This is a genomic window from Roseomonas sp. E05, from assembly GCF_030063475.1.
Lineage (GTDB): Bacteria > Pseudomonadota > Alphaproteobacteria > Acetobacterales > Acetobacteraceae > Pseudoroseomonas.
Genome location: NZ_JASIRT010000013.1, coordinates 32310 through 56696, shown reverse-complemented (window position 1 = coordinate 56696; position 24387 = coordinate 32310). Strand labels below are relative to the sequence as shown.

19 protein-coding genes and 1 tRNA gene are annotated in these 24387 nt (G+C 70.4%); 12 read left to right on the top strand and 8 right to left on the bottom strand.

Going from position 1 to position 24387, the window contains the following annotated elements; genetic code table 11:
• The first annotated feature begins 11 nt into the window (after positions 1-11).
• From QMO56_RS14620 to QMO56_RS14610, 3 genes are all read left to right on the top strand, one after another.
• On the top strand, positions 12-2210 hold the full coding sequence (locus QMO56_RS14620; protein WP_283526752.1) for a TonB-dependent siderophore receptor: 2199 nt from the start codon (positions 12-14) through the stop codon (positions 2208-2210).
• 69 nt (positions 2211-2279) lie between these two features.
• Positions 2280-2963, top strand: coding sequence for a Fe2+-dependent dioxygenase (locus QMO56_RS14615; RefSeq protein ID WP_283526750.1), 684 nt, complete (start codon positions 2280-2282; stop codon positions 2961-2963).
• Between the two features lie 188 nt (positions 2964-3151).
• The gene (locus QMO56_RS14610; protein ID WP_283526748.1) at positions 3152-3355 is read left to right on the top strand and encodes a hypothetical protein; all 204 of its coding nucleotides are present in this window, start codon (positions 3152-3154) and stop codon (positions 3353-3355) included.
• A 115-nt stretch (positions 3356-3470) separates the two neighbouring features.
• Here the strand turns inward: QMO56_RS14610 and QMO56_RS14605 are convergent, their stop codons facing one another.
• Entirely contained in the window at positions 3471-3710 is a 240-nt protein-coding gene (locus tag QMO56_RS14605; RefSeq protein WP_283526746.1) for a YMGG-like glycine zipper-containing protein, read from the bottom strand.
• 181 nt (positions 3711-3891) lie between these two features.
• On the opposite strand from QMO56_RS14605, the gene QMO56_RS14600 reads away from it, so the two are divergent.
• From QMO56_RS14600 to QMO56_RS14575, 6 genes are all read left to right on the top strand, one after another.
• Entirely contained in the window at positions 3892-4935 is a 1044-nt protein-coding gene (locus QMO56_RS14600) for a rod shape-determining protein (protein ID WP_283526744.1), read from the top strand.
• Between the two features lie 66 nt (positions 4936-5001).
• Positions 5002-5865, top strand: coding sequence for a rod shape-determining protein MreC (mreC, locus tag QMO56_RS14595; protein ID WP_283526742.1), 864 nt, complete (start codon positions 5002-5004; stop codon positions 5863-5865).
• Positions 5866-5886: 21 nt separating this feature from the next.
• Positions 5887-6420, top strand: coding sequence for a rod shape-determining protein MreD (mreD, locus tag QMO56_RS14590; RefSeq protein WP_283526740.1), 534 nt, complete (start codon positions 5887-5889; stop codon positions 6418-6420).
• A gap of 1 nt (position 6421) precedes the next feature.
• Complete coding sequence (gene mrdA, locus QMO56_RS14585) at positions 6422-8356, top strand: penicillin-binding protein 2 (protein ID WP_283526738.1); 1935 nt, start codon at positions 6422-6424, stop codon at positions 8354-8356.
• The gene (gene rodA, locus QMO56_RS14580; protein WP_283526888.1) at positions 8356-9501 is read left to right on the top strand and encodes a rod shape-determining protein RodA; all 1146 of its coding nucleotides are present in this window, start codon (positions 8356-8358) and stop codon (positions 9499-9501) included. Before mrdA ends, rodA begins: the two co-directional genes overlap by 1 nt.
• Before the next feature lie 72 nt (positions 9502-9573).
• Positions 9574-9649 (top strand) — tRNA-Lys (locus tag QMO56_RS14575).
• Between the two features lie 110 nt (positions 9650-9759).
• Here QMO56_RS14575 and QMO56_RS14570 read toward each other — a convergent pair.
• The 3 genes from QMO56_RS14570 to QMO56_RS14560 form a co-directional block, all read right to left on the bottom strand.
• A complete protein-coding gene (locus tag QMO56_RS14570) occupies positions 9760-11106 on the bottom strand; it encodes a globin-coupled sensor protein (RefSeq protein WP_283526736.1) in 1347 nt (448 codons plus the stop codon).
• Between the two features lie 128 nt (positions 11107-11234).
• Complete coding sequence (locus QMO56_RS14565) at positions 11235-13106, bottom strand: TRAP transporter permease (protein WP_283526734.1); 1872 nt, start codon at positions 13104-13106, stop codon at positions 11235-11237.
• Positions 13107-13118: 12 nt separating this feature from the next.
• Positions 13119-14060 carry a TAXI family TRAP transporter solute-binding subunit gene (locus tag QMO56_RS14560; protein ID WP_283526732.1) on the bottom strand — a complete coding sequence of 314 codons (942 nt, stop codon included), beginning with the start codon at positions 14058-14060 and terminating at the stop codon, positions 13119-13121.
• Between the two features lie 329 nt (positions 14061-14389).
• On the opposite strand from QMO56_RS14560, the gene QMO56_RS14555 reads away from it, so the two are divergent.
• From QMO56_RS14555 to QMO56_RS14545, 3 genes are all read left to right on the top strand, one after another.
• A complete protein-coding gene (locus QMO56_RS14555) occupies positions 14390-17002 on the top strand; it encodes an ATP-binding protein (RefSeq protein ID WP_283526730.1) in 2613 nt (870 codons plus the stop codon).
• Positions 16995-17624, top strand: coding sequence for a response regulator transcription factor (locus tag QMO56_RS14550; RefSeq protein WP_283526728.1), 630 nt, complete (start codon positions 16995-16997; stop codon positions 17622-17624). The genes QMO56_RS14555 and QMO56_RS14550 overlap by 8 nt, the downstream gene beginning before the upstream one ends.
• A 259-nt stretch (positions 17625-17883) precedes the next feature.
• Positions 17884-19803, top strand: a complete 1920-nt coding sequence (locus QMO56_RS14545; RefSeq protein ID WP_283526727.1) for a DEAD/DEAH box helicase — start codon at positions 17884-17886, stop codon at positions 19801-19803.
• Positions 19804-19980: 177 nt separating this feature from the next.
• On the opposite strand, the gene QMO56_RS14540 is transcribed toward QMO56_RS14545, so the two are convergent.
• The 4 genes from QMO56_RS14540 to QMO56_RS14525 all read right to left on the bottom strand — a co-directional run bounded on the left by QMO56_RS14540 (position 19981) and on the right by QMO56_RS14525 (position 24385).
• Positions 19981-21414, bottom strand: a complete 1434-nt coding sequence (locus QMO56_RS14540) for a M20 family metallopeptidase (RefSeq protein ID WP_283526726.1) — start codon at positions 21412-21414, stop codon at positions 19981-19983.
• 91 nt (positions 21415-21505) lie between these two features.
• Positions 21506-22441 (bottom strand): amidohydrolase, encoded by a 936-nt coding sequence (locus tag QMO56_RS14535; RefSeq protein ID WP_283526725.1) that lies wholly within the window; start codon positions 22439-22441, stop codon positions 21506-21508.
• On the bottom strand, positions 22431-23918 hold the full coding sequence (locus QMO56_RS14530) for a tripartite tricarboxylate transporter permease (protein ID WP_283526723.1): 1488 nt from the start codon (positions 23916-23918) through the stop codon (positions 22431-22433). The genes QMO56_RS14535 and QMO56_RS14530 overlap by 11 nt, the downstream gene beginning before the upstream one ends.
• Positions 23918-24385 (bottom strand): tripartite tricarboxylate transporter TctB family protein, encoded by a 468-nt coding sequence (locus QMO56_RS14525; RefSeq protein ID WP_283526721.1) that lies wholly within the window; start codon positions 24383-24385, stop codon positions 23918-23920. Before QMO56_RS14525 ends, QMO56_RS14530 begins: the two co-directional genes overlap by 1 nt.
• Positions 24386-24387 lie beyond the last annotated feature (2 nt).

Sequence of the window (24387 nt, the reverse complement as noted above, 5' to 3'; positions counted from 1 at the left end):
AAGGATTCGACATGACCAAGCAGAGCGGGCTGGGCAACGCGGCATGGATGGCAAGCCTCGCCCTGGGCTTTCCCGGCGCGGCCCTGGCCCAGGGCAGCAATGCCCCGCAGGCCGGTGACGCACTCCTGCTCCCGCCGGTGGATGTCGAGGCCACGCAACCCCCCAACACCCTCCAGCGCGCCGCTCCGGTCAACCGCCTGCCCGGCTCGGTGCAGGAGACGCCGCAGACCATCAACGTGATCCCGCGCGAGGTGCTGGAGCAGCAGAACGTCACCACGCTGGAGCAGGCGCTGCGCAACGTCCCTGGCATCACCATGTCGATCGGCGAGGGCAATGGTGGCGTCAACGGCGACCAGTTCCGCATCCGCGGCTTCAACGCCCAGAACGACATCTACGTGGACGGGCTGCGCGAGTTCGGCGCCTATACGCGCGACGCCTTCACCTATGAGGACGTCAGCGTGCTGAAGGGCCCCTCGGGCTTCGCCCTCGGCACCGGCACGGTGGGCGGCGGCGTCGCCGTGGGTACCCGCCTGCCGCATCTCGGCAACAGCTATTCCGGCGTGGCCACCGGCGGCATGGGCCCCTATGCCCGCGGCACGCTCGATCTCAACCAGCAGATCGGCGAGACCACCGCCCTGCGGCTGAACCTGATGGGCCAGTCGAGCAAGCTGGTGGACCGCGAGGACGTGGACAGCCAGCGTTGGGGCATCGCGCCCTCGATCGCCTTCGGCCTCGGCACCAACACCCGCTTCACGCTGCACTACCTGCACTATGAGTACGACAACGCGACCGATGCCGGCGTCCCGGTGGTGACGGTGCCGGGCAGCACGATTGGCCGCCCGGCCACCGAATACGGCCTGTCGCGCTCGCAGTGGTACGGCGCCTCCACCGACCGCGACAAGGTGACGGTGGACCAGGTCACGGCATTGCTCAGCCACGACGTCAACGACTGGCTGACGCTGTCGAACGACATCCGCGTCGGCTTCTATGACCGCGACTTCGCCTATAGCCCGGTGAGCTGCTCGACGGCCTGCGTCAACGCGCTGGTCAGCGGCGGCGATGCGGCGATCTCCTATCAGGGTGGCTACAACCCCTATTCGCAGAGCAGCTGGTCGGTGCAGGACGTGGCCACCGCCACCGCCCGCTTCACCACCGGGCCGCTGCGGCATGAGCTGGTCGGCGGCCTCGATGTCTGGCGCGAGGAGGTGGACCGCACCGGCTACCAGTATAGCCCGGCGCGGCAGGCCGGCACGCTGCGCGGCTCGCAGGCGGATATCGATCTGACGCTCGGCGCCGCCAGCAACACGCGCGAGACCAACACCACCGCCTTCGGCCTGTTTCTCAGCGAGCGGATGTGGCTGACGCCGGAGCTATCGCTGATCGGCGGCCTGCGCTGGACGCGTTACCAGGTGGACTACACCGCAGGCACGCCGGGCGCGGCACCCAGCACCACCATCGATGCGGACGTCAGCGTGGTTGACCCGCGCGCTTCGATCGTGTTCGAGCCGACCAAGAACCAGACCTACTACTTCACCTATTCCACATCCTCGACGCCGCCTGGCTCCTACTTCACCACCTTCCCCGCCGCAGTAAATCAGTACGATCCCGATTTGGACCCGGAGCGCAACACGCTCTATGAGCTGGGCGCCAAGATCGGCCTCTTCGACGGCCGGCTCGGCCTGTATGGCGCGCTGTACCAGATCGAGAAGGAGAATGCGGCGGAAACCGACGCGGCCACCGGCCTGATCAGCCTGACCAGCGACAAGCAGCGCAACCAGGGTATCGAGATCGGCCTCACCGGCCGCGTCACGCCGGCCTGGACGATCAACGCCAACTACACGGCGATGGACAGCGAGACGACCCAGTCCGAAACGGCGGCGAATGTGGGGAAGCGGGTCGCGTATGTGCCGGAACACGCCGCCTCGCTCTGGACGACCTACGACCTGAACCGAGGTCAGCCCTGGAACCTGACGCTCGGCGGCGGCATCACCTGGCGCAGCCAGGTCTACCTGAACGCCGCGAACACCGCGGAGGCGCCGGCCAACTTCGCCTTCGACGCGCTGATCTCGCACCAGATCAACGACAACCTCCGGCTCCAGGTGAACGGCTACAATCTGACCGACGCGCTGAACTACGAGGCAGTGTTCGGCAACCGCGTGGTGCCCTCCGCGGGTCGCACGGTGCTGGTCAGCCTGGCGGCATCCTTCTAGCCGCCGCCCTTCTTTCTCCTCTCGAAGGCCGCTGTGGCGGCCTTCCCCCCTTGCCCAGAGTAAGCCCCCATGCTGGTCCATATCCCCAACGTCCTGACCCCCGAGGAGGTCGCCCATTGCCGCCGCGTGCTGGAGGCCGCCGCGTGGGTGGACGGCCGCGTCACCGCCGGCGACCAGTCGGCCAAGGCCAAGCACAACCTCCAGGTGCCGCAGGATTCGCCCCAGGGCCGCGAACTGGGCGAGGTGATCCTGCGGGCGCTCGGCCGCAACCCGCTGTTCAACACCGCGGCACTGCCGCTGAAGGTCTTCCCGCCGCTGTTCAACCGCTACGACGTCGGCATGACCTTCCACGCCCATGTGGACAATGCCATCCGCCCGGTGCCCGGCGCCGGGGTGCGGATCCGCACCGACGTGTCCTCCACCCTCTTCCTGACGCCCCCCGGGGACTACGACGGCGGCGAGCTGGTGATCGAGGACACCTACGGCACCCAGCGGGTGAAGCTGCCGGCCGGCGACATGGTGATCTATCCCGCGACCAGCCTGCACCGGGTGGAGCCGGTGACGCGCGGCAGCCGCTGGTCCTCCTTCTTCTGGACCCAGTCCATGGTGAAGGACGATGGGCAGCGGCGGCTGCTCTTCGAGCTGGACATGGCGATCATGCGCCTCCGCGCCGATCTGCCGGACAGCCATCCCGGCGTGCTCGGCGTGACCGCCACCTATAACAACCTTCTTCGCCAATGGGTTGAGATGTGAGGCTCCCTTCCGGCACAGGTCCGGGGGGATGACGACCGCGCGATTATCCTGAATTTCAATTGCTTCCAGCGAGCGGCGCCGCGCATGGAGGGAAGGCGGCGCCCCCCTTCCGGCCAGCCTCGGGCCGGGAGGGGGGGCGTCCTGAACGACCCTCCATCTGGTCCCCACCGGACCACCAAGGACCGTCCATGATCAGATCCCGGCCCATCGAAATCGACGGCCGCTTCGTGGGTGTCGCCGTCACGCAGAACGGAATGTGGCGCTTCATCGCAACCGAGCCTGCGGCGCGCCCGGCTGAAGATTCCCTGTTCGAGGCCCTGCCGCAGTTGCAGCGGCGCGTGCAGTCCATGCTGGCCGGCAGCCTTCTCCCTCCCCTCCGGCACGCCAGCTGACCCTCGGGCCGGCACGGTTCCGGCGCCGCCTCGCGCTCCAAACAATCCAAACAAAAAGCGGCCTCTCCCTGCGGAGAGGCCGCGCCGTGACGCCGGGAAGGGCTGCCAGGAAGTCTCAGCGCCAGGCAGGGCGGCCGAGATTGACCTGGCCGGGGCTGGTCAAAGCACCGCCTGCCGCGCCGGCGGCGCCACCGATCAGCGCCCCCGTGCCGGCATTGCCGGAGAAGGAACCGATCGCCGCGCCCGTGCCCGCGCCCAGCAGGCCACCCGAGGCCGCGCGGTCACCGGTGCTGTAGCCGCAGGCCCCCAGTCCAATGCTGGCGAAGGCCAGGAGAGCCAGGGTCGTCTTGCGCATCTTCGCGTTCCTCGATCTTGACAGTTGGGCTGCGCGTGGAACGCGGGGCGGGGGGCAAGGTTTCCCCTGAGCCGACAATTCACGCTTGAGCGGGGCCACGGCGGGAGGTAAGCCACGGCGCCTTGCGCCCCCGGACCTTCGGCGGGATCACAAGCGCGATCTGCCTCAGAAGGTAACCCACATGTTCTCCCGCTTGTTCGGCTTCCTGTCGGCCGACATGGCCATCGACCTCGGCACGGCCAACACACTGGTCTATGTGAAGGGACGCGGGATCGTGCTGAACGAGCCCTCCGTCGTTGCCATCGCCGACATCCGCGGCCGCAAGCAGGTGCTGGCGGTGGGCGAGGAAGCCAAGATGATGCTCGGCCGCACCCCCGGCAACATCGCCGCCATCCGCCCGCTGCGGGACGGCGTGATCGCCGACTTCGAGGTGGCGGAGGAAATGATCAAGCACTTCATCCGCAAGGTGCACAACCGGCGCAGCTTCGCCTCGCCGATGATCATTGTCTGCGTGCCCTCCGGCTCCACCGCCGTCGAGCGCCGCGCCATCCAGGAGAGCGCCGAATCGGCCGGCGCGCGCAAGGTGCTGCTGATCGAGGAGCCGATGGCCGCCGCGATCGGCGCCGGCCTGCCGGTGACCGAGCCCTCCGGCTCGATGATCGTGGATATCGGCGGCGGCACCACCGAGGTGGCGGTGATCAGCCTGGGCGGCATTGTCTATGCGCGCAGCGTGCGCGTCGGCGGGGACAAGCTGGACGAGGCCATCATGTCCTATATCCGCCGCCAGTTTAACCTGCTGATCGGCGAGAGCACCGCCGAGCGCATCAAGCTGGAGATCGGCGCCGCCGCCTATCCCGACTACGGCGAGGAAGGCCCGATGACCGAGGTCAAGGGCCGCGACCTGATGAACGGCGTGCCGCGCGAGGTGGTGGTGAGCCAGCGCCAGATCGCCGAGGCGATCGCCGAGCCGGTCAGCCAGATCATCGAGGCGGTGAAGGTGGCGCTGGAGAACACGCCTCCCGAACTGGCCGCCGACATCGTGGACAAGGGCATCGTGCTGACCGGCGGCGGCGCGCTGCTGCAGCGGATTGACCAGGTGCTGCGCGACGCCACCGGCCTGCCGGTCTCGGTGGCCGAGGATGCGCTGGCCTGTGTCGCGCTTGGCACCGGGCGAGCCCTTGATGAGATGAAGCGGCTTCGCCACGTTTTGTCTTCGATGTACTGAGACGCACAACCTCTGATACGTGTTGCACAGGCTCGCCACACCTGACGGCGGACCCATGGAGGCCGCGTGATCCGTCTGAGCATTCCGCTGCGCCAGGCCCTGTCGCGGCTCTCGCTGCCGGTGCTGATTGCCGCAGCGCTCGGCACCATGCTGCTCGGCAAGGCCGACACCGCGCTGGTCGAGCGCAGCCGCATGGCGGTGGCCGACACCCTGGCGCCGATCTACGGCCTGATCGCCGAGCCGGCCGCCGCGCTGCGCGATGCCGTGCAGGAACTGCGCTTCCTGACCGCCCTGCAGGCGGAGAACGCCCGGCTGCGGGAGGAGAACGACCGGCTGCACCGCTGGCAGGCCGCCGCCCTGGCGCTGGAGGCGGAGAACGGCCTGCTGCGGCGCCAGCTCAACTACATCCCCGAGGCGCCGGCCAGCTTCCACACCGCCCGCGTGGTGGCCGATGCCGGCGGCACCTATGCCCGCGCGGTGCTGCTGGCCATCCAGCCCGGCGGCACCATTCGCAAGGGGCAGGTGGCGCTGGACGAGCGGGGGCTCGTCGGGCGCGTGACCGAGGTGGGCAGCCGCTCCGCCCGCGTGCTGCTGGTCACCGACATGAACAGCCGCATCCCCGTGGTGCTGGAGGGCAGCCGGGCGCGCGCCATGATGACCGGCACCAATGGCGACCGGCCGCGCCTGCAGTTCTGGCCCGAGGGCACCCCGCCGCGGGAGGGCGAGCGGGTGGTGACCAGCGCCGAGGCCGGCGCCTTCCCCGCCGGGCTGCCGGTAGGGGTGGTGCACTGGTCCGAGGGCGGCGCGGCGGAGGTGGAGCTCTTCGCCCGGCCCGGCCGCATGGACCTGCTGCGCATTTTCGACTTCGGCCTGTCCGGCATCCTGCCGCCCGAGGCGGTGGCGCGCCCGGAGCCGCGCGCCCGCCGCTAGCGGCCGCGCCGGAATGCTCCGATGAAACGGCGGCCGCATCCTGTCATGGGCCTGCTGCGGCGGCTCGATGCCTGGGGTCGCGCCGCCTTTCCCGCCGCCAGCACGGCGCTGCTGATGATGCTGGCCGGGGCGCCGGTGGACCTGCCCTCGGCGGTGCCGGCGGTGGCGCTGGCCTGCGTGTTCTTCTGGTCGGTGTTCCGGCCGAGCGCCATGGCGCCGCCCGTCTGCTTCGGCATCGGTCTGTTGCAGGATCTGCTGGGCTTCGCGCCGCTCGGCATCGGTATCCTGACCCTGCTGGTGGTGCATGGCACCGTCCTGCGCTTCCGGCGCTTCCTGGCACGGCAGTCCTTCCTGGTGGTGTGGCTGGTCTTCGCCGGCTTCGCAGCAGGGGCGGCGCTGCTGGGCTTCGTACTGCAGGCGGCGCTGAACTGGCGATTGCCGCCGCCGGCCCTCGGATTGGTGCAGCTCGCGCTCGGCGTCGGCCTCTATCCGGCGATCGCGGCGCTGTTGACCCGCTTGCACAAGGCGATGCGGCGGGCGGAGACTCTGGGCTGAGATGAGCAAGCGGGATGAGGAACGCCGCCGCAACGTGTTCACCCGCCGCGCCCTGCTGCTGGGCGCGGGGCAGCTCGGGCTGCTCGGCTTCCTCGGCTACCGGCTGCAGAAGCTGACCCTGGAGGAAGGCGAGCGCTACGCCACGCTGGCGGAGGAGAACCGCGTCTCCACCCGGCTGATCGCGCCGCCGCGCGGCCGCATCCTCGACCGTGCGGAGCGGGTCGTCGCCGCCAATGCGCTGAACTGGCGCGCCTTGCTGGTGGCCGAGCAGGCGGAGGACATCCACGCGACGCTGGAGACCTTCAGCCACATCCTGCCGCTCAGCGAGGCCGAGCGCACCCGCATCGAGCGCGACATCCGCCGCCGCCGGCGCTTCGTTCCCGTCGTGGTGCGGGACTTCCTGACCTGGGAGGAGATGGCGCGCATCGAGGTCAACGCGCCGGACCTGCCGGGCATCAGCGTGGATGTCGGCACCACCCGCGACTACCCCTGGGCCGAGCATCTGGCGCATGTGGTGGGCTATGTGGCGCCGCCGAGCGAGACCGACATGGATGACGACCCGCTGCTGGCCCTGCCCGGCATCCGGGTCGGCCGCGCCGGGATGGAGCGGTTCCATGACCGGGTGCTGCGCGGCCGCGCCGGCACGCTGGAGCTGGAGGTGAACGCCCTTGGCCGGGTGATCCGCGAGTTGGACCGGCGGGAGGGCGTGCGCGGGCAGGACGTGCAGATCTCGATCGACGCCGAACTGCAGAAGGCGGTGCGCAACCGCATCGAGGAGGGCACCAGCGTCGTCGTGCTGGATGCGCGCAACGGCGAGGTGCTGGCCATGGCCAGCCAGCCCAGCTTCGACCCCAACCTGTTCAGCTCCGGCATCTCCGCCGCGCAGTGGCGCGAATGGACCAGGAGCCGCGCCACACCGCTGATCAACAAGGCCACCAACGGGCTCTACGCGCCGGGCTCCACCTTCAAGATGGTGGTCGGGCTGGCGGCGCTGGAGGCCAAGGCCGTCACCCCCACCGAGCGCATCTTCTGCCCGGGCTACTACGACCTGGGCGACGCCCGCTTCCACTGCTGGCGCAAGGGAGGCCACGGCAACCTGGACCTGCGCAACGCCCTCAAGCACTCCTGCGACGTCTATTTCTACGAGGCCGCCAAGCGCACCGGCATCGACCGCATCGCCGCCATGGCCAAGCGCTTCGGCCTCGGGGTGGATCTGGAGATCGAGCTGCCCGGGGCCAAGGCGGGCTTCGTACCGACCCGCGAGTGGCGCATCCGGCAGGGCAAGGCCTGGAACATCGGCGACACGGTGGTGCACGGCATCGGCCAGGGCTTCTACCAGCTCACGCCGCTCTCGCTGGCCACCATGGCGGCGCGGCTGGCCACCGGGCGCGCGGTGCAGCCGCACCTGACCCATGCCCTGGACGGCAAGGCGCCGCGCGGCGTGAAGGCGGAGGACTGGCCGAGCCTCGGCATCCCCGAGCGGGACCTGAAGCTGGTGCGCGAGGGCATGTGGGCGGTGGTGAACGAGGAGAACGGCACCGCGAAAGTGGCGCGCCTGCCGAACAGTCTCGGCGTCATGGCCGGCAAGACCGGCACCACCCAGGTGCGCCGCGTCTCCCGCGAGCAGCGCGAGCGCGGCTTCCGGGTGGAGAGCCAGCCGCGCGAATGGCGGCCGCATGCGCTGTTCGTCGCCTTCGCTCCCTTCGACAATCCGCAATACGCCATTTCCGTCGTCGTCGAGCACGGCACCAGCGGCGCTGGTGCGGCGGCGCCGCTGGCGCGCGACATCATGGCCGACGTGCTCACCCGCTTCCGCGCGCCGCCCGCGGCCGCCGTCCCTCCCGCCCCCGCCGGCACGCGCAGCACCGAGGCATCGCGCCCGCCCATGCTTGCGGAGGCGCCGCCCCCCCCTGCCCCGGAGACGCCCCGCCGATGATGGTCTTCGAACGCCGCCTGCTGACCCGCGACCGCGGCGCCGGCCTGCTGGAGAAGCTCTGGCTGGTGCCCTGGAGCTTCGTTCTGCTGCTCTGCGCCATTGCGGCGGTGGGCTATGTGGCGCTCTACTCGGCCGGCGGCGGCGCGCCGGAGCCCTATGCCAGCAAGCATGCGCTGCGCTTCGGCTTCAGCCTGGTGATGATGCTCTCCATCGCGATGATCGACATCCGCGTGATCGCGCGGCTCTCCTGGGTCGGCTACGCGCTGGGTGTCGCGCTGCTGGTGCTGGTGGCCGTGCACGGGCAGGTCGGCAAGGGGGCGCAGCGGTGGATCGAGCTGGGGCCGATCCAGCTCCAGCCCTCCGAGCTGATGAAGATCATGCTGGTGCTGGCCCTCGCCCACTGGTTCCATCGCGCAAGCTGGGAGCGGGTCGGCAACCTGCTGTTCCTGGTGCCCCCGACCCTCGCGGTGCTGCTTCCGGTCGGGCTGATCCTGAAGCAACCCAATCTCGGCACCGGGCTGATCACCGCCATGGTGGGCGGCGCGGTGTTCTGGGCGGCCGGGGTGCGTTGGTGGAAGTTCGCGCTGATCCTGGCTTCGGCGGCCGGCATTGCGCCCATCGCCTATGAGCGGCTGCACGACTACCAGCGCGCCCGCATCCAGACCTTCCTGGACCCCGAGAGCGACCCGCTGGGAGCGGGCTACAACATCATCCAGTCGAAGATCGCGCTCGGCTCGGGCGGGCTCTGGGGCAAGGGCTTCCTGCAGGGCACCCAGGGCCACCTGAACTTCCTGCCGGAGAAGCAGACCGACTTCATCTTCACCATGATCTCCGAGGAGTTCGGGCTGGTGGGCGCCCTCGGCACGCTGCTGCTGCTGGCGCTGGTGGTGTTCTTCGCGCTCGCCGTGGCGTTGCGCACCCGCCATCAGTACGGGCGGCTGGTGGCGGTGGGACTGGGGGTGAACTTCTTTCTCTACATCTTCGTCAATATCGCCATGGTCACCGGCTCCATCCCCGTGGGCGGCGTGCCGCTGCCGCTGATCAGCCATGGCGGCTCGGCCATGCTGACCGCCATGCTCGGCTTTGGCCTGCTGCTCTCGGTCTATGTGCACCGCGACGCAGAATTTGGCGCCGCCCGCGAATAAAGGGGGTTGCGATCTCCGCTGGATGGGCTAAAAGCCCGCGCCACGGGAATGACGGTAACGCACTCCCCGGTGGGGCGCATAGCTCAGTTGGTAGAGCAGCTGACTCTTAATCAGCGGGTCCAAGGTTCGAGTCCTTGTGCGCCCACCAAATCTCCTCCGGAGATTTTCCCACCTTCCGCAGTAATTAGGCCGCTTCCGCCGACTCTTCGGCTGCGGCCGGCACCCCTTTCACCAGAGCTGCCGGCCTGAGCGCCGGGATCAGGCGGCACGGATCTCCGCCAGGAAGCCCTGCACCGCCTGACCGAGGGCGGAAGAGCTGCGGGCCAGGTCCTTCGCGGTGCCGCTGAGCCCCTCGGCGCCTTGCGTCGTGCGTCCGGTATCGTTGCGGATGCCGCCGATCAGCTGGTCCACGCGCTGGTTGTGCGCCGCCGCCTGCGCCGCGCTCTTCGCGATCTCGCTGGTGGCGCTGCCCTGTTCCCTCACGGCGGCCGCGATGCCGGAGGTGATGTCGTCGATCTCGGCGATGGTGGTGGCGATGCTGCGGATCGCCTCCACCGCCTGTTGCGTGGCGCCCTGGGTCTGAGCGATCTGGTGGCCGATCTCCTCGGTGGCCTTGGCCGTCTGGCTGGCCAGGTTCTTGACCTCACTGGCCACCACCGCAAAGCCCTTGCCGGCCTCCCCTGCCCGCGCCGCCTCGATCGTGGCGTTCAGCGCCAGGAGGTTGGTCTGCGCCGCAATGTTGCTGATGAGTTGCACCACGTCGCCGATGCGGCCGGCGCCCTCGGCCAGCGCCTGCACCACCGTATCGGTGCGCCGCGCATCGTTCACCGCCTTCTCGGCGATGGTGGCCGACTGCGAGACGCGGCGGCTGATCTCGGCGATGGAGGCCGTGAGCTCCTCTGCCGCAGCCGCCACCGTCTGCACGCCGGAATTGGCTTCCCCGGCGGCGCTCGCGACGGCGCCCGCCTGCTCGGCGGAGTGACTGGCCGCCACGAGGATGCTGTTCGCCACATCGGAGAAGGCGCGCGAGGAGCGGTCGATATCGGTCACCACGCCCTTCAGCTTGGAGTCGAAGGCCACCGCGAGGCGCTCCGTCACCTGCTTGCGGCGCAGCTGCTCCGCCTCGGCATAGGTCTCCAGCAGCACCTCGAGGTCGAACCAGGCGGCCTTCTGCAGCGCGAGGCGCAGGCTGTGCTTGGCCGTCGAGGCCTTGAAGCTGGTGAAGCGGGTGCAGGGCAGGTCCAGCTTCAGGTCGCGGACGATGCCGTTGAGGACCACGGAGTGGCAGATCGTGACGGCATAGGCCGGCACGCCGCGTTCGAAGAGGGTCGTGGCGAGGGCGCGCGCCGATGCCATGAAGCCCTCCCCGATCTGCCCGGAGGCCACCCGCTGCCAATGTGCAAGGCGGATCCGGTGAACGGCAGGCTCCATCAGCGCGCGCTGGATCTCGGGCCAATTGGCCAGCGAGGGGTGCAGCTCCTCGAGCAGGCGCGGCATCCGGCTCGCTGCATAAGCGGCCTGCGTGCGCAGCAACTGCCAATCCTGCTCGGTGAGGGCGAAGGCGGCAAATCGCCGCTTCTGCGCATCGTCGTGGCCACGGTGCATCGGGAACTTCCTGCCGACGGCGCATGATGCGCCGATGGCACTTCCCCTACCGTAGAAGAGATTAAACCGCGCCTAACGGTGAGCCCATCAGGGCGGGGCATCCCGCTGGATGCCCCGCCCGTGCCCGGCTACTGCCGCGAGGATTGCAGCGCGGTCACGCCGCCGCCCTGCTGCCGCCGCTGCAGGATTTGCAGCGCCACCACGCCGCCGCCGCAGAGGATACCGATCCCGTCCGTGATCAGCCCCGGCACGATGAGCGCCATCGCCGCGACGAACAGGGCGATCCGCTCCCACATCGGCATCGGCCGCAGGAGATAGCCATGCAGCGAGGCCGCCAGGAGCAGCGCCCCCGCGATGGCGCTGACCACCGCCACCAGGATGGCCGAGGGCTCGCCGATCAGCAGCAGCGCCGGCTGGTAGACGAACATGAACGGGATGATGAACCCCGCCGCGCCGATCTTCACCGCAGCGAGTCCGGAAGCCCAGAGATCCGACTTCGCCAGGCCCGAGGCGGCGAAGACCGCCAGCGCCACCGGCGGCGTGATGGCCGAGAGGATGGCGAAGTAGAAGGCGAAGAGATGCGCGGCGGGCTCGACGACGCCCAGCGTGATCAGCGCCGGCACCAGCAGCGCCACCATCACGATATAGGCCGGGGTGGTGGGCATGCCCATGCCGAGGATGATGCCGGCCACCATGGTCATCAGCAGCGCCAGCAGCAGGCTCTGCTGCGCCATGTTCACCACAAGCTGGGTGAAGGTGATGCCGACGCCGGTCAGTCCGATCACACCGATCACGATGCCCGCGCAGGCGCAGGCCATGGCGATGCCGAGCGTGTTGCGCGCACCGTCCAGCAGCGCACCGCGGAACTGGCCGAAGCTGACATTGCCGCGACTGTTGCGCCGCAGCGCCGCCGCCGGGAAGCAGGCCAGCGTCGCCACCAGCGCGGCGAGCGGCGCGGAGAAGCCGCCGAACAGGCCGACGATGATGATGATCAGCGGGATCGAGAGATGCCAGCCCGCGGTGATGACGGTGCGCAGCCGCGGCACCTCGCTGTCGGGCAGGCCGGTCAGGCCGGTGCGCTTCGCCTCGAAATGCACCGCCGCGAAGGTGGCGACGTAGTAGAGCAGCGAGGGAATGGCGGCCCAGATCACCACCTGCATGTAGCTGACCTGCAGGAACTCGGCCATGACGAAGGCGGCGGCGCCCATGATGGGCGGCATCATCTGCCCGCCGGTGCTGGCCACGCTCTCCACCCCGGCGGCGAAGGCCGGGCGGAAGCCGCTGCGCTTCATCAGCGGGATCGTCACCTGACCGGTGACCATGACATTCGCCACCGCCGAGCCGGAGACGCTGCCGAACAGCGAGGAGGAGACGACGGCCACCTTGCCCGGCCCGCCGGTGGCCCGCCCGGTCAAGGCGAGGGCGAAGTCCATGAACAGCCGCCCGACGCCCGAGCGTTCCATGAAGGCGCCGAACAGCACGAAGATCACCACGTAACCCGCCGAGACGCCCAGCGTGGAGCCGAAGATCCCCTCGGTCGTCAGGTAGAGCTGGTCGATCAGGCCGAGATTGCTGGCCCCGCCGAAGAACCAGGCCCAGCCCAGGAAGGCCATCGCCGTCAGCGGCAGCGCCCAGCCGATCACGCGCCGCGTCGCCTCCAGGATCAGCACCACCAGCAGCCAGCCGCCGACCACGTCCATCGGGCGCGGGTCGTCGACATAGGGCATGCGATAGACCAGCCAGTCGTAGTCGGCGAAGAGCCGCCCCACCGCCCAGAGCGACAGCACCACCGCCAGCCAGTCCTCCGGGCCGGGATTGGAGGCGCCGCGCCTGGCCCGCAGCGGGAAGATCAGGAACACCAGGGTGGTTGCGAAGAGCAGGTGCGTGCCGCGGAAGATGACGGCTTCCGGCGGCGAGAAGGCGATCACCCACATGTGGTAGAGCGCCATCGCCGAAGCGATGGCACCCGCGAGCCCGTCAACGGCGCGCTTGTAGGTCATTCGGAACAGACCTTACTTCTTGGCCAGGGCATTCGCCTCGCGATAGTAGCGGAGGGCGCCCTCGTGCATCGGCACGCTGATGTCCTGCGCGCCGAACTCCACGTCGGTCTTGCGCATCGAACCGACGACGTTGCGCAGCGCGCCGATGTTGTCCCACATGGCCTTGGTCATCTTGTAGACCTCGTCGGCGTCGCGGTCGCACTGCGTGATGATGTGCGTGGTGTAGGTGATCATCGCCGGCGTGCCCTGCTGGCTCGGATAGGTATCCGCCGGCAGCGGCTTGACGCGGTAGGCCTCGTTGATCTTCCGCATGCCCTGCTCGTATTTCGAGAGGTCGAGCAGGCGGATGTCGCGCGCGCTCGCCAGGTCCATCACCGCGCTCGCCGGCACGGTGGTGCCGAGGGTGAAGGCCTGCGCGTGGCCGTCCTTCATCAGGCCGACGGCATCGGTGTAGCCGGTCTGGAAGTTCGGCTGGATGTCGTCATAGGAAAGCCCGGCCACCTGCAGCAGCTGCTGCGTGATGACCTCGGCGGTATTGCCGCGCGGCTGGATGGCGACCGCCTTGCCCTTCAGGTCCTCGACCTTCTGGATGCCGGAATCCGCCAGCACCGCCACCTGAAACCACTGCGGATAGAGCGAGCCGACGTTGCAGACGTTCTCGGTCTTCTGCGGGAAGGGTGCGCGGCCGTTCAGACCATCCACCGTGCTGATCGAGTTGGCGAAAGCGACACCGGCCTTGCCGGCGGAAACGCCGCGCACGTTGATCACGCCGGCGCCGGGCACCACCTGCACCGAGAGGCCGGGGACGGCCTTTTCCCAGATGTTCTTGAGCGCACCGCCGAGCGGAATCCAGGAGCCACCCTGCGGACCGGTCATCATGCGGAGTTCCTCCGCGCCGGCGGGAGCCGCGAGGGTCGCCGCCAGGGCCAGCCCAAGGAAGAGGCGTGAGCGCATTGTGTTCCTCCGTGTCGATGTTCTTGTCGTGCAGCGTTCTGCATCGCCGCCCCTCGTCCGCGGCGCCGGACGGGCACGCGCCAAGCCTGCGGGCCCGCCATGGCCACTCCGAGGGAAGGCGGGGGCGAGACCATCGACTTGGCTTGCGGGCGGCCGGAAGGATACCCCGTGAAACTACGTAGCGCGCCCGAGGCAGCCGGGCCGCGCCGGCGCGTGCTAGGCTGCGGCCGGCAGGGCGCATGTCAGGACATTCATCGCGGGGGGGGCGGAAAGGCGTGCGGCACGGCATGCGGCTGGTCCATGCCGATACGGAGGAGTAGCCTTTCGGCATGTGGTTCAACGGGTTCGGCTTCCGGCGGGCGGCGCGCCGGCAGCGAGCCGCCGTGCGGGACGATGCACGGCCGGAGCCGCGGAAGGGATGGCCCCTCGCCTGGCATCTGGCGGCCCTCTGCGCCGTGGTGCTGGCACCGATGCTCGCGCTGGAGGCGGCGCTGCTCTTCCATCTCGCGCATGGCGAGCGCGCCCGGCATGAGGCGACCGCACGCGAGGCGGCGCGGCGCATCACCGTCAATCTCAACCGTGAGCTGATCGCGATGCGGACGCTCATGGAGGTGCTCGCCACATCCGACCACCTGAAAGCCGGCGATATCGGCGCCTTCATCAGCCGCGCCGAGGCCGTGCCTCGCCCCGCCGGCGCCGAAATCGTGCTGCAGGACCGCGCCGGCCACCTCCTCGCCAGCACGGCGCGCCCGGCGGAGCGGCGGCGCGCCTTGGCGGGCCTGGCACCTGCCGCGCCGGACCAGGCCGGGATCGCCGCCCCCTTCTCGGGCCTGCTCGCGGCGCCTTCAGGGCAGCGCGCCTTCGCGGTCTCGACGCTGGCGCCGGCGGCCAGTGCGGCGCCGACCTACCGCCTCAGCCTCGAAGTGCCCCTCGCCTTCCTGGACGACCTCGTGCGCGATGCCGAGATCCCTGCCGGGATGGTGGCCAGCCTGCTGGACGGCGCGGGATTCATCCTGGCGCGCAGCCAGGACGCGGCGCGCCTCGTCGGCACGCGCGTGCCGCCGGAGCTGGAGATGCCACTGGCCGAGGCGCAGGGCTGGCGGCACGGCCGCAGCGCCGCAGGCGAGGAGGTGGTGGTGGCCTTCAGCCGCTCCGGCCTCTCCGGCTGGACAGTCACTGTCTTCATGCCGGAGACGGCCTTCGCCGCGCCGCTGCGCCTCTCCTTCTGGACCATGCTCGCGATCGGTCTGCTGCTGGCCGCGCTGGTGGCGGCCATGGCTTCGCTCTTCGCGCGGCGCATCGCCCGCCCCATCGCCGCCCTGGCCGGCTTCGCGGCCGCAGGCGGAGAACCTGCCGCCTTCCGGCCGCACGGCAAGGTGCAGGAGGTCGAGGCGGTGGCCGCCGCGCTGGCGGCCGTCCGCGCGGAATCCACGGCGCGGCTGCGTGAGCGCGAGGACCTGCTGATCACGCTCGACAGCGCACAGGTGGTGGTCCGGGAACCAGAAGGCCGCATCCTCGTCTGGACCTCTGGCAGCGAGCACCTCTACGGCTGGACGCCGGCCGAGGCGCTCGGACGCATCTCGCACGAGCTGCTCGAGACACAATTCCCCTGTCCGCTGGAGCGGATCATGGCGGCGCTGCTGGCGCGCGGCGAATGGCAGGGCGAGCTGCGCCAGCGGCGACGCGACGGCAGCGTGGTGACGGTGATCAGCCAGTGGGCCCTGCGGCGCGGTCCGGACGGCGCGCCCCACACGGTGGTGGAGGCCAGCAACGACATCACCGGCCTGCGCGAGGCGGAGGCGGCCCTGCGCCTCAACCGCGACCTGCTGGCCTCGGTGCTGGACGCCAGCGCCGAGCCGATCTCGGCGCGCGACCTGGAGGGGCGCCTCGTGATCCTCAACCAGCCTTCCGCCGCGGTCTACGGCACCACGGTGGAAGGGGCGATCGGCCGGCGGGTGGAGGAGCTGCTGCCCCCTGCCGCCGCCGCCGCCGCGCGGGCCGCCGACCTCGCCGTGATCACCTCGGGGCGGACGCAGGTGCTGGAGAACGAGATCCCCGCCGGGGATGGCAGCCTGCGTGTCCTGCTCTCCAGCAAGGCACCCTGGCGGGATGGCGCAGGGCGCACGGTGGGCGTGGTGACGGTCTCGCGCGACATCACGGTACGGCGCCGGGCCCAGGCCCGCCTGCAGCAGATGCAGGAGGAACTGCTGCACGTCTCCCGGCTGAGCGCCATGGGCGCCCTGGCGGCGGAACTGGCGCATGAGCTGAACCAGCCGCTGACCGCCGTGGCCAATTTCGCCGACGCCGCGCGGCGGATGCTCGGCAGCGGCGGCACGCCGGACGCGGCGCAGCTCCACGCCGCCCGCGAAGCCATGACCGAGGCGGCCGAGCAGGCCGTGCATGCCGGCCGCATCATCCGGCGGCTGCGCGACTTCATCGGGCGCGGCGAAGCGGAGCGGCAGCCGACGCCGCTGAACATGCTGGTGGAGGAAGCGGTACGGCTGGCCATGGCAGGGGCCGGCAAGCAGGGCGTGGTGCTGCGCCTCGAACTGGCGCCGGACGCGCCGGAGGTGCTGGCGGACCGCGTCCGCATCCAGCAGGTCGTGTTCAACCTGGTGCGCAACGCGCTGGACGCGATGCAGGAGGTGCCGCACCGCGAGTTGCGCATCGGCACGGCGCGGGCAGGCGCGAGCGCGGTGCTCACGGTGGCCGATACCGGACCGGGCCTCAGCAAGGCCGTGGCCGAGCACATCTTCGAGCCTTTCATCAGCACCAAGCCGGAGGGGATGGGGATCGGCCTCTCCATCTGCCGCTCCATCGTCGAGGACCATGGCGGCCGGCTGGCCGCCGAGGCAACGCCGGGCGGCGGCGCGACCTTCCGGGTCACGCTTCCGGCGGTGCCGCAGCACGCCGTCGGAGGCGCGGAGGTGACCCATGGGTGAGGAACGGATCGCCTATGTCGTGGACGATGAGGAGGTGGTGCGTCGCTCGCTCGTGCTGCTGCTGCGCTCGGCCGGTTTCGCGGCATGGGCCTTCCCCTCCGGCGAGGCCTTCCTGCGCGCCTCGGCGGAGGGCCTGCCCTTCGGCTGCGTGCTGCTCGACCTGCGGATGCCGGACCTCGACGGGCTTTCCGTGCAGCGGCGGATCGTCGCGCAGGGGCTGGACATGCCCGTCATCATCGTCACGGCACATGGCGACGTGCCGCTCGCGGTCGAGGCGATGAAGCTGGGCGCCTCGGACTTCATCGAGAAGCCCTATGATGGCGAGGCGTTGCTGCAGGCCACCGAGCACGCGCTGGCGCGCGGCGCCGAAGCCCGGGCGCGCAGCCGCGAGGCGGCGGAGGCGGCGGAGCGCATCGCGATGCTGACCACACGCGAACTGGAGGTGCTGCGAGGCCTCATCGCCGGCAAGCAGAACAAGGAAATCGCCCGCGACCTCGGCCTCAGCCCGCGCACCGTCGAGATTCACCGGGCCAATGTGATGGAGAAGCTTGCCGTGCGGAGTCTGCCAGAGGCGGTGCGGATCGCCCTCTCCGCCGGGGTGGCAACGCAGGGCGCGGGCTGAGGAAGGGCGGGAGGAAAGAATTCCCCCCGACGCCCCCCATCTTCTTTTTGCCAGTTGTGAGCAGCGCTTTCCGCCCGCACCGGAAACCCGAAGAAAAAAGATGGGGGTCTGGGGGAATTCCTTCCCCCAGCCTTGTTCTCCCAGCCGAATTCTCGCTTTCCTGTGTTCCGCTGCGCCGGCTTTCTCGCTGGACGGCGGAAACCTCTGGATTCACAGTGAGTTCCCGTCCTGTTCGCCTCGGGAAAGGCTTGCTCGCCCGGTGTCCCTGCCGCGCCAGCTTCGGACACATCAGCGCCGCCTGGCCGGCGTCGTCGCGGCCATCGCGGCGGGCGCCACCGAGGCACGCGACATCCTCGCGGCCGTGACGCCTGGCGGCGGCAAGTCGCTGCTGCCGGTGATTGCCGCGGCGCGGCTGATGGAGGCCGGCATCGTCCAGCGCATCTGCTGGGTGGTACCGCGCGACAGCCTGCGCCTGCAGGCCGAGGAAGCTTTCGCCGACCCGGCCTGGAGGGCCGCCCTCGGCCACGAGATCGCGGTCCGCTCGGCGGAGAACGCGCCCGATCCCTGCCGCGGGATGCAGGGCTATGTCACCACCTACCAGGGCATCGCCGCGGCGCCTGCGCTGCATCTGGCGGAGTTCCGGCGCTGCCCCACCCTGCTCGTGGTGGACGAGATGCACCACCTCCCTGCCTCGGCGGAGGTGGACCCGGTCGCCGCCGCCCAGGCCGAGACCTCGGGCGAGGAGGACCAGGCCGGGGCCTGGTCGCGGGCCCTGCTGCCGCTGCTGGAATGCGCCACCGTGCGGCTGCTGCTCTCCGGCACGCTGGAGCGGGCGGACGGACGCGGCATCCTCTGGCTGCCCTATCGCCAGGGTCCCAGGCTGCGAACGCGGGAGGTGGACCTCGATGCGCCGGGCTGGGCGGTGGTCGGCTACAGCCGGGCGCAGGCCCTGGCCGAGCGGGCGGTGCTGCCCGTCACTTTCGGCGCGCTGGATGGCGAGGCCACCTGGCGCGACCCGGAGGGGGCCAGCGTCGGTCCACACCGCCTCTCCGGCTACCATCCCGACGAGACGACGCGGCCCGCCTTGTTCACGGCCCTGCGCACCGGCTTCGCCGAGGCGCTGCTGCGCGAGGCCTTCCTCGCCGCGCGGGATCTGCGCGCCCGCCGCCGTCGGGAGCGCAACCTGCCGCCGGACGCCTCGGCGCGCGGCCTGGGCAAGCTGCTGGTGGTGGCGCCGGACCAGATCACCGCCCGGCACTACCTCGCCCTGCTGCGTCGCTGGGTGCCCGCCGGGCAGGCCGAGGAAGTGGTCGGCCTCGCTACCTCCGACAGCGGCGACGCGCACCAGACCCTCGCCGCCTTCCGCCTGCGGCCGGAGCCTTCCATGCTCGTCACGGTCGCCATGGCCTATGAGGGGCTGGACGCGCCGGAGGTCGCGGTGGTGGCCGCCCTCACCCATATCCGCTCGCGGCCCTGGCTGGAGCAGATGGTGGCGCGCGCCACCCGCGTGGACCCGAATGCCGGCCCCTATGAGACGCAGCGCGCGCTCGTCTATCACCCGGACGATCCGCTGTTCAGCCGCTTCCGCATCCGCATGGAGACGGAGCAGGGTACGCTGGCGAAGCGGCCCAGGCCGCGCCTCAGCCAGCAGGCGCTTCCCCTCTGGCTGCGCGAGCAGTTGCCGCCGAGGCGGGAGGGCATCACGCCGCTCGAATCCAATGCTCTGGCGCTACGCTTCGACACGCTGGCGCCAGGCCCCGAGCTGGCCCTGAAGCGGCCGGAACTGGAGGAGGCGCAGGGCGAGATGCTGGAAGCGCCCTCCGTCGCGGAACGGCGGCTGCGCGCGCGGATCGGCGAGATGGTGGCGGCCCAGGCGGTGGAGGACGAGGCGATGCTGCAGGGGCCGCGTGCCGGCGTTGCCGGCCCGGGGCTGTATCATCGTTACAACGCCATCCTGAAGCGCATCATGGGCGGCAAGGCCCGTGCGCAAATGAGCCTGGTGGACCTGGAGGCGGCGATCGGCTGGCTGGAGCGCAACCGGCTCTCCGAGCACCAGCACCTGCTGGCGAACGATCCGCGCTACGCATGGTCCGCCCGCAAGCGCGGCGAGTGGCGCCCGCCCAGCGGCCGGCCCGCCAGGAAGGCGCCCTCCGCGCCGCGCCACAAGCGCGGGGCCTGACGCGCCGAGGCAGGCCCTGTCACGCGCGGCACCACGCCGCGGGAGGGCGCGGGGCAGGAGAACAAAAAAGATCGGGGGAAGGAATTCCCCCGAACCCCCATCTTCTTTTTGCCAGTTGGCGCGGCCGGCGCGGGGCATTCGAAGAAAAGATGGAGGTCCGGGGGAAGACCCACCCCGTCAGGCTGCCCCGGAGCCCATCTTCAGCGGCGGCATCACATCGGCCGGGATCGGGCAGACATAGGGCGTCGCCTCGGTGCGCGCCTTCAGGTCGGCCTTGGCGGCGGCGAGCAGCGCGGGGTTGGCGATCAGGTCCACCGCCGTGCCGGCCATCACCTTGGCCACATGCACCATGCCCTTGTGCGCCGCCGGCGTCTTGCCCTGCGCCGTCCATTGCCAGGAATGCGCCGGCGTGCCGATGGCCTCCGTCGCGCCACTGGCCTGCACGGTGGGCACCACCCAGGAGACGTCGCCCACATCGGTCGAGCCGATCATGCTGACGCCGGTGCGCTCGGCGATCGGCGGCTGGATGGCGTCGGTCAGCGGCAGGTCGGCCTTCGGTGCGAAGCCGCTGCGGTTGTAGTTGCTGGCAATGTCCTGCGGCGAGAGCGTCGCCTGGATCTTGCGCGCGAACTCGCGGTCGGCCTCGTCGAAGGGCACGGGGCCGAGGCGCATGAAGTTGTCCTGCATCGCCTGCTCCAGCGGCGCATTGCCGAGCAGGTTGGCGGTGGCGGAGAGGATCTTGATCTCCACCTCCGTCTCGGTCATCAGCGCGGCGCCCTGGGCGATCTTCTTCACGCGCTCGATCAGGCCGAACATCTCGTGCAGCGTGTGGGCGCGCACGGCGTAGCGCACCTTGGCCTTGCCCTGCACGACGTTCGGCGCGATGCCGCCGGCATCCAGATAGGCATAGTGGATGCGCGCATCGCTCGGCATGTGCTCGCGCATGTAGTTGACGCCGACATTCATCAGCTCGACGGCATCCAGCGCCGAGCGGCCGAGATGCGGCGCGGCAGCGGCGTGGCTGGAGCGGCCGGTGAAGCTGAAGTCGATCCGCGTCATCGCCAGGGAGTCGGCTTCCTGCACGCCAGCCCAGGCGAAGGGGTGCCAGGTGATGGCGGCGTCCACGTCCTTGAAGCAGCCGGCGCGGACCATGAAGGTCTTGGCGGCGCCGCCCTCCTCGGCGGGGCAGCCATAGTAGCGCACCCGCGCCTTGATGCCGTTCTTCGCCAGGTGGTCCTTCACCGCCACGGCGGCCAGCATGGAGCCGGCGCCGAGCAGGTTGTGCCCGCAGCCATGGCCGTTGCCGCCGGGAACGATCGGGCGCGGCTCGGCCACGCCCGCTTCCTGGCTGAGGCCGGGCAGCGCGTCATATTCGCCGAGGATGGCGATCACCGGCCCTTCCTCGCCCGCCTCGCCCATGATGGCGGTCGGGATGCCGGCCAGTTCGCGCGTCACGCGGAAGCCCTCGGCCTCCAGCATCGCCACGTGCTCGGCGCAGGAGCGGGTCTCGGCGTAGAGCAGCTCCGGCATGTCCCAGATGCGGTCGCTGAGATCCGTGTACGCGTCCTTCTTGGCGTCAACGAGCCGCCAGATTTCCTCGGTGTTCTGCACGCCGCTTCTCCATCGCTCCTGCCGGCCCTGGTCAGCGGGCCGGGATGCCTGTGCAGAAGCGGCATCCCGGCCGGGGCGTCAAGCCGGGCGGTCAGGCCGCGCCGGCCGCCAACGGAAGCGAAAGGCGGTAGGTGCGGATGGCATTGTCGTGGAACAGCGCGAGCTGGTCCGGCCAGGGCAGGTCCGCCACCGCCTCGCGGAAGCCATCGAAGATGGTGACGAAGCTGCCGCAGAGCCCGTCCACCGGGAAGTTCGAGGCGAACATGCAGCGCGGTACCCCGAAGATCTCGATGGTCTCGCGGATGATCGGCCGGTTGTCCTCCAGGCTCCAGGGGCGGCCGCGCAGGCCCAGGCCGGAGATCTTCACCGAAGCTTGCGGCGCCTGCGCCAGCCGGCGCATCGCCGCGCGCCAGCCGGCCAGCCCCTCGGCGCTGCGGTCGGAGGGCAGGCCGGTGTGGTTCAGCACCAGCGGCGTCTCCGGGTGGGCCTCGATCAGGTCCAGCGCCTCGCCGAGGTGCCACCAGGGCGCCTGCAGTTCGAAATGCAGCCCGTGCGGGGCGAGCCGGGCATAGCCGGCCCGCCAGCGCGGGTCGCCCATCGAGCCGGGGGCGCCGCGCTCCACCCGGTCAGGGGCGACAGCGGTGCGGGGCTTGTGCCGCACTCCCTTCACCAGCGGGATGGCGGCCTGGGTGGCCAGCACCGCCTCCACGTCCTCCCGGTCCAGCCAGGCCTGCGCCACATGCCCGGCGGGGCGGCCGGTGCGGGCGTGGAGCCGCGCGATCCAGGCGCTCTCGCCGGTCGGGTCGGCCGGGTTCCACTCGCCCTCCATGGTGACGGTGGCGACCACGCGGTGGTGGCCGGTCAGCGCGTCATAGTTCTCGGGCAGGAAGTCCCGGCCGCGCAGGGCGCCGTAGTCGCCGTAGCGGAAGGGGATCGGCGGATGGTCCGGCCGCAGCCAAGGGTGGTCGTTGTGCGTCAGGTCCCAGAAATGGTGGTGCGCGTCGATGATGGGCAGGTCACGCGGCATGGGCACGCCTCCGGCCCCAGGCGCTCCAGGCCGTTCCTATCCAGATCAGCGCCACGGCCAGCGCCAGCACGGCGGCGATCGGGCGCGAGACCAGGGTGAGCGGATCGCCCTGCCCCTTCATCAGCGTCTGGATGAAGTTGAACTCGACCATCTTGCCCAGCACCAGCCCGAGGATCGCGGGCGCGACGGGGATGTCGTTCTCCTCCATGAACCAGCCGAGCGCCCCCATCGCCAGCATCATACCGACATCGAACAGCGCGTTGTTGATGGCATAGGAGCCGATGATGCAGGCGACCAGGATGAAGGCGGCGATCACCCCGCGCGGCACGGCCAGGATATGGCGCGCGATGCGGATCACCGCCCAGCCCAGCGGCACCATCAGGATGTTGGCGAGGATGAAGATGATGAAAATGGCGTAGATCAGGTCGGGCGACGTCACGAAGATCGCCGGACCCGGCTCCATTCCCTTCAGGATCAGCACGCCGATGACGATGGCGGTGATGGAATCGCCGGGGATGCCGAAGACGATGGTGGGCACCCAGGCGCCGGCCAGCGCCGAGTTGTTGGAGGCGCCGGCCTCGGCCAGGCCCTCGATATGGCCGGTGCCGAACTTCTCCGGCGTCCGCGAGAACTTCCGGCTGACGGCATAGGAGATCCAGGCGGCGATGTCGGCCCCCGCGCCCGGCAACGCGCCGATCAGCACGCCGACGATGTTGCCGCGCACCACCTGCACGCGCCATTGCCAGAGGTCGCGCAGCAGATCGCGGAAGGGACTGCCATAGGGTGGCACGACGGCCTTCTTCGTCTCCTTCACCGTCACCAGCCGGATCAGCTCGGGGATGGCGAAGAAGCCGACCAGCGCCGGCACGAAGTCGACGCCGCCCATCAGCTCGGTGGAACCGAAGCTGAAGCGGGTGATGCCGGTGGCGATGTCGATGCCGACGCAGGAGAGGAAGAGCCCGACCAGCAGCGCCAGCATGCCCCGCAGCGGCGAGCCGGAGGCGAGGAAGGCGGCGCAGGTCAGCCCCATGATGCCGAGCCAGAAATACTCGGGCGAGGAGAAGCGGGTGGCGAAATGCGCCAGTGCCGGGGCGGCGAAGATCAGCACGATGGTGCCGAAGATGCCGCCGATGGCGGAGGCGCCCATGCACATGCCCAGGCCCCGCCAGGGCTGGCCCTGCTGCGTCAGCTTGTAGGCCTCGTCGGCATAGGCGGCAGAGGCCGGGGTGCCGGGGATGCGCACCAGGGCGGCGGGGATGTCGCCAGCGAAGATCGCCATCGCCGTCAGCGCCACGATCGAGGCGATGGCGGGCACCGGCTCCATGAAGAAGGTGAAGGGCACCAGCAGTGCCGTGCCCATCACCGCCGTCAGGCCGGGAATGGCGCCCATCACCATGCCGAGCGCGCTGGCGAGCAGGATGACGCCGAGGGTGTGGAACTCGAAGACATGGCCGAAGGCGGCGAGCAGCGCGTCCATCAAACCCAGCCTTCCAGCACGCCGGGCGGCAGGGGCACCCGCAGCACCTCGTTGAAGAGAAGATGAAAGCCGATGGTCCCGAGCACTGCGATCAGGCCGGCGCGCAGCGGCGCGATGCCCATGCGGAGCTGCACCGTCAGCATGATGGCGATGGCGAGGGGGATGAAGCCCACCTGCTCGGCGAAGGCGGCGAACAGCGCGATGGCGAGCACCAGCACCGCGACATTGGTGCGCGCCCAGCCGCTGTGGAGCCAGCCGGGCAGGCGCAGCACCGGCTCGCCCGTCTGGCGCCAGCCGGTGAGCACCAGCAGCAGGCCGGTCAGGATGGCCGCCGCCCCGAGCAGCGCGGGGAAGAACCCCGCGCCCAGTTCCTGCCCCGGCACGCCCGGCAGACGGAGGGCCGTGGCCGACAGCAGCAGCCCCAGGCCGATCGTCAGCACGCCCAGGGCACGGTCGTTCAGCCGCATTG

What these genes read in the sequence shown, in the direction of transcription:
- QMO56_RS14555 (WP_283526730.1), top strand. Translation starts at nt 14,390, where the DNA reads ATGTGGTTCAACGGGTTCGGCTTCCGGCGGGCGGCGCGCCGGCAGCGA.
- QMO56_RS14610 (WP_283526748.1), top strand. Translation starts at nt 3,152, where the DNA reads ATGATCAGATCCCGGCCCATCGAAATCGACGGCCGCTTCGTGGGTGTC.
- QMO56_RS14535 (WP_283526725.1), bottom strand. Translation starts at nt 22,441, where the DNA reads ATGCCGCGTGACCTGCCCATCATCGACGCGCACCACCATTTCTGGGAC.
- rodA (WP_283526888.1), top strand. Translation starts at nt 8,356, where the DNA reads ATGGTCTTCGAACGCCGCCTGCTGACCCGCGACCGCGGCGCCGGCCTG.
- mrdA (WP_283526738.1), top strand. Translation starts at nt 6,422, where the DNA reads ATGAGCAAGCGGGATGAGGAACGCCGCCGCAACGTGTTCACCCGCCGC.
- QMO56_RS14530 (WP_283526723.1), bottom strand. Translation starts at nt 23,918, where the DNA reads ATGGACGCGCTGCTCGCCGCCTTCGGCCATGTCTTCGAGTTCCACACC.
- QMO56_RS14620 (WP_283526752.1), top strand. Translation starts at nt 12, where the DNA reads ATGACCAAGCAGAGCGGGCTGGGCAACGCGGCATGGATGGCAAGCCTC.
- QMO56_RS14565 (WP_283526734.1), bottom strand. Translation starts at nt 13,106, where the DNA reads ATGACCTACAAGCGCGCCGTTGACGGGCTCGCGGGTGCCATCGCTTCG.
- mreD (WP_283526740.1), top strand. Translation starts at nt 5,887, where the DNA reads ATGAAACGGCGGCCGCATCCTGTCATGGGCCTGCTGCGGCGGCTCGAT.
- QMO56_RS14615 (WP_283526750.1), top strand. Translation starts at nt 2,280, where the DNA reads ATGCTGGTCCATATCCCCAACGTCCTGACCCCCGAGGAGGTCGCCCAT.
- QMO56_RS14605 (WP_283526746.1), bottom strand. Translation starts at nt 3,710, where the DNA reads ATGCGCAAGACGACCCTGGCTCTCCTGGCCTTCGCCAGCATTGGACTG.
- QMO56_RS14570 (WP_283526736.1), bottom strand. Translation starts at nt 11,106, where the DNA reads ATGCACCGTGGCCACGACGATGCGCAGAAGCGGCGATTTGCCGCCTTC.
- QMO56_RS14525 (WP_283526721.1), bottom strand. Translation starts at nt 24,385, where the DNA reads ATGCGGCTGAACGACCGTGCCCTGGGCGTGCTGACGATCGGCCTGGGG.
- QMO56_RS14550 (WP_283526728.1), top strand. Translation starts at nt 16,995, where the DNA reads ATGGGTGAGGAACGGATCGCCTATGTCGTGGACGATGAGGAGGTGGTG.
- QMO56_RS14560 (WP_283526732.1), bottom strand. Translation starts at nt 14,060, where the DNA reads ATGCGCTCACGCCTCTTCCTTGGGCTGGCCCTGGCGGCGACCCTCGCG.
- QMO56_RS14600 (WP_283526744.1), top strand. Translation starts at nt 3,892, where the DNA reads ATGTTCTCCCGCTTGTTCGGCTTCCTGTCGGCCGACATGGCCATCGAC.